General features: G+C 56.4%; 5 protein-coding genes and 1 pseudogene. 4 read left to right on the top strand and 2 right to left on the bottom strand.

All coding sequences use genetic code 11. The features are described from left to right. Positions 1 to 195: hypothetical protein (locus ACOI6Z_RS27355; protein ID WP_026005916.1), on the top strand; the 195-nt coding region annotated here is incomplete at its 5' end. 615 nt (positions 196 to 810) lie between these two features. Here ACOI6Z_RS27355 and ACOI6Z_RS27350 read toward each other — a convergent pair. Next, positions 811 to 1,098: a thermonuclease family protein gene (locus ACOI6Z_RS27350; protein WP_009486461.1), complete on the bottom strand. Its 288-nt coding sequence runs from the start codon at positions 1,096 to 1,098 to the stop codon at positions 811 to 813. Positions 1,099 to 1,390: 292 nt separating this feature from the next. Between ACOI6Z_RS27350 and ACOI6Z_RS27345 the strand changes: the two are divergent. From ACOI6Z_RS27345 to ACOI6Z_RS27335, 3 genes and pseudogenes are all read left to right on the top strand, one after another. Further along, positions 1,391 to 1,827: pseudogene (locus tag ACOI6Z_RS27345) on the top strand (IS66 family transposase); the annotation flags it as partial. 189 nt (positions 1,828 to 2,016) lie between these two features. After that, positions 2,017 to 2,391, top strand: coding sequence for a cupin domain-containing protein (locus tag ACOI6Z_RS27340; RefSeq protein ID WP_001348195.1), 375 nt, complete (start codon positions 2,017 to 2,019; stop codon positions 2,389 to 2,391). Between the two features lie 23 nt (positions 2,392 to 2,414). Next, positions 2,415 to 2,978: a chlorite dismutase family protein gene (locus ACOI6Z_RS27335; RefSeq protein ID WP_001097412.1), complete on the top strand. Its 564-nt coding sequence runs from the start codon at positions 2,415 to 2,417 to the stop codon at positions 2,976 to 2,978. A 250-nt stretch (positions 2,979 to 3,228) separates the two neighbouring features. Here the strand turns inward: ACOI6Z_RS27335 and ACOI6Z_RS27330 are convergent. Beyond that, on the bottom strand, positions 3,229 to 3,621 hold a 393-nt coding region (locus tag ACOI6Z_RS27330), incomplete at its 5' end, for an IS66 family transposase (protein ID WP_142916677.1).

Here is a 3,621-nt window from a genome sequence, read left to right as displayed (position 1 = left end):
ACAGAAAATTACCTGAACTGCGTCAACTCGGAGTCTGGCCGCGTGCGCGTGGAAGCAAAGCGGGCGAGCGAAGAATACGGGCGAGTGCTGCGGCGCTATCCGCTGAAACCCGGCGAGACGGTCGAGCGTCCGCAACGCGGGGAAGTCGTCAGCAGCTCCGGGGTTCTCCCCCCACTGGACCCAGGCGAATACTAAGCGCGGCGGTGTGTAATAGACGGAGCGCGAGGCGACTACTGGTCAGGGTTTGCGCAAGGCGGGTGTGTAATAGACGGGAGGGGATCGATCCGGCGATCCAGCCTGTGGATAGTCCGTCTATTACCCACCCGGTTCCGTCGTTTACCCACCCAACCCCGTCTATTACCCACCGGAAACCGTCTATTACCCACCGAGGGGTTCTATAAGCAACTGATAATGAAGGTAAATTTTGCCTTCTGATTCCCTAAAACTCTTTAAAACAAAAAAAACATATATAAAACGTGTAGCCCTGGGGAAAACAGCCCGTGGAATTATGGACAATCCGGCAAGCCGGATACCTGCCTAACCGCTTCGCGGTTCCCCATTGACAGGCCAGGGACAACCGCGAGCGGTTGCCCCCACCCTGCCAACAGGTCGGCAGTTGCCCACAATACCACCGGCTCAAGCAACAGGATTTTTTTATATTTTTGTTTTTAAAAGAAAAAAGCGGCCGTGCTCTAGTGGCATGGCCGCGTTACGTGGTCCTATCAGGGGCTTGTGGCTCTTGCGCCTCCTCGGATCGACACAAGTGCCGATCACTGCGGCGGGGCGCTCCTGGCTCAAGCTGAAAAGCGATCAGTATCCGCACCAGTGGCGACGGCGTTCCCTCCACGCATTCGGGCCGGGCCTCCACTCAACGGCTAACCCCTCGGCCATGAGGGTTTGCCCCACGTCCCGCCCGTCGATCAGCAGGTGAACAAGGCGGCGGTCGTACTTGTCGGCTTGGCCGGAATCGACAACCTCGATGCGCTGAGCGTTGGCAACCAGTTCGCGGAGGCGTGCGGTTGCCTCGCGGCCCTTCGTCAGCTCGGCGTCGCACCTGGGCTTGTAGGTTTCCGGGGTGTCAATCGACAGCAGGCGCAAGCGTTGACCGTTGTATCGTAACCGTCCGGTGATTCCACCTTGAGCCAAATCGCCTGCCGACCAAAAGGCTCGAAGCTTACCACCCGGTCGATTCCGGTCAGATCCAGAAACGCCTCGTCGATGGAGTAGACATCCACTCTCGATGCCAGAGCTTCCAGGGTCGTCATCACCCGCCGGCTTATATCGCCATTTGTGTGGAATAGAGAATCAATTGGAACGGGGGCTTTGCTCGCCCCCCCTTGAACTTCTCATACCCAACCTGTTTGGCTATAGCTACTGAGGAGATCGCGGTGGCCCACCAAATCTTCCGGTCATCCTGTTCAATTACACCGCTAGCCGTACCCAGGAGGTGCCGCAGCGCCTCCTGGAGGCAGAAAGGCGTCGAGCGTATAGGTTGCTGGGCATGCGCGGCGCAAGTTCATCAGAAAACTCAATCCAAGGGCAAGATCGGCCGAGCGGAGATGGCACTGACTCTTATCAACAAGCTCTACGGCATCGAGCGCGACATGGAAGAGGCGGGCGATGCCCAGCGATACCAGACGCGCCAGTCGCAAAGCCAGGCTTTCCTGGAGCAACTGAAAGCTAGGCTGGACAAAACCCCTCCCCAGGTCACGTCGTCAAAGTGCCTTGGGCAAGCAATCAATTGCCTTGCGAGCAACTGGTTAAAGCTGATCCGCTACATCGAAAGGGGGACACCTGCCCATCGACAACAACCCTGCCGAGCGGGCGAGCCACCTTCTCATGTACATATGACCAAAGCGTCGCCCGTCTCCTCCCGTTATGTCATGCCTACCCACGACGGAGTATTGACGGTCTCTGTGCGCCAGAGCATAGTTTTCCCGAAGGGCGCTTAGGTACATATCTTCATGTGCTGTCCAGGCGCAGTTGCGTTTAGAGTACGTGTCCAATCAGTTTTAAATGGGTGTGAACATGAGAGCAGAAACTGAATCGCGGATTTTTTCGGTGGATGAATATGTTCGTCCGTCTAACGGCGAACCGATTCGTTCGGTTGTTCTGGAAACCAATGACTCTGTCGTCGTTGTTTGGCACGCCCACCCTGGGCAGGAAATAGCTTCCCATGTACATCCTCACGGCCAAGATACTTGGACGGTTATCTCAGGTGAAGCCGAATATCATCAAGGTAACGGCATAGTCACTCATCTTAAAGCTGGAGATATTGCGATCGCAAAACCTGGGCAGGTACATGGTGCAATGAACTCTGGCCCCGAACCTTTTATATTTGTTTCAGTGGTTGCGCCGGGCAATGCCGGTTTTGCGTTGGCTGAGAAATAGGCGAAAGGCCTGAGAGGAAACTGATGAATACACGATTATTTACGTTCGCTGGTGGAGAAACGGGTGTTTGGCGCGTTGTTCGGATGGATGCCGTGGCGGGAGCCCCTCTCCCTGGAATCCCCCGGCTCGACGTAGCCGCTGGCTCTGTTTCGCCGCAGCCTTTGGGCACCAAATGGCTTCTTCGCGGGATAACGAGTAACGAGCGTTATGTCGTGCGTGAAGAGAAGGATCGTCTCGTGGCGAAGCAGCCAAGTTTGGGTCGAGCAGAGGCCACCTGTGCCGCCCTGATCCCTATCCGGAAAAACCCCTCATGGTGGGGACTGGCTCAAGACGAACGCCGGAAGATTTTTGAGGAGCAGTCCCGTCACATTCACATTGGGCTCCAATATCTCCCTGCTGTGGCCCGTCGTCTCCACCATTGTCGGGACCTGGGCGAGAGCGAACCCTTCGACTTCTTGACGTGGTTCGAATATTCCCCGTCTGATGAGCCGGGCTTTAACAGGCTTTTGGCCGAACTCCGGGCCTCGGTGGAGTGGAAGTATGTCGACAGAGAAATCGACATCCGGCTAGTGCATGAGCCGGCCTAGTATCAGGTTTAACTGCGATCTCCGTGCGGCATACACCTGCGACACCCGCAGCCCAGCAAAGCCCGGAAAATCTAGTGTGTCTAATAACTTAGGAGTAACACGACACGTATGCCTAGCGAGCCACCAGTCGCTTGGGAAATTTTCTACTTATGGCCTCCTCTTTCTCTCATCGATCTCCCAGGGCATATCCTGCCGTCTAGAGTTGGCACCTTGTCCAGCTTTCGAAGAAGGCTCTCCATACACGTCCGGCCTACACCTTGTTAGGTATGGCCGGTTTCCAGTTGTGGGGCAATAGCTCGTCGATGGCGTTGTTCTTCTGTGTCGGCAGGCGAGTCAGCACATCCTTCAGGTAGGCATAGGGATCATGCCGATTCAGCTTCGCTGACTGTATTAGGGTCATGACCGCAGCCGCACGTTGACCACTGCGCAGTGAACCCGCAAACAGCCAATTGCTGCGCCCCAGCGCCCAGGGTCGGATCTGGTTTTCCACCCAGTTGTTGTCGATGGGCACAGCGCCATCGTCCAGGTAGCGCGTCAGCGCTTCCCAACGTTTGAGGCTGTAATCCAGGGCTTTGGCCGTGCCGGAGCCATCCGGCACTTTCTGGCGATGGGCCAGCATCCACTGATGCAGCGCATCGGCAAG

The sequence above is a fragment of the Klebsiella sp. C239 genome (genome assembly GCF_048822715.1).
GTDB lineage: Bacteria > Pseudomonadota > Gammaproteobacteria > Enterobacterales > Enterobacteriaceae > Klebsiella > Klebsiella quasipneumoniae.
Note: the sequence above shows the minus strand (reverse complement) of the source record. Positions and strands in the feature narration are given on the sequence as shown.

Coding starts and splice junctions, on each gene's coding strand:
- ACOI6Z_RS27335 (WP_001097412.1), top strand. CDS start 2,415: ATGAATACACGATTATTTACGTTCGCTGGTGGAGAAACGGGTGTTTGG.
- ACOI6Z_RS27340 (WP_001348195.1), top strand. CDS start 2,017: ATGGGTGTGAACATGAGAGCAGAAACTGAATCGCGGATTTTTTCGGTG.